Source organism: Psychromonas arctica, assembly GCF_038155225.1.
Taxonomy (GTDB): Bacteria; Pseudomonadota; Gammaproteobacteria; order Enterobacterales; family Psychromonadaceae; genus Psychromonas; species Psychromonas arctica_B.
The window spans coordinates 1-209 of the sequence record NZ_JBAKBA010000432.1; the positions used below are offsets into that span (position 1 = coordinate 1).

Below are 209 nucleotides of genomic sequence, written 5' to 3' on the forward strand. Positions count from 1 at the left end.
TATTAATGGATCAAAACTCCGTAATGGAGATTCCTTCCGCACCAACCGGTGGGTTTCTGTTCCTATTGCGCTTAATACGCCTGCAATTTCAACGGCGATATAACCCGCACCATCAATCGCGACACGCTTAGGTTGTTCAACAATGTCGAAGAAACCATTAGAATCAATACCTAGCTCTGCGCCAGGTACGTTAGGGATAGTAGGGCGGC

At 47.4% G+C, this 209-nt stretch carries 1 protein-coding gene; it reads right to left on the bottom strand.

All coding sequences use genetic code 11. The features are described from left to right. Nucleotides 1-209, bottom strand: a 209-nt coding sequence (locus tag V6255_RS19005; RefSeq protein ID WP_341629487.1) for an NAD-binding protein, incomplete at both ends; no start/stop codon positions are given.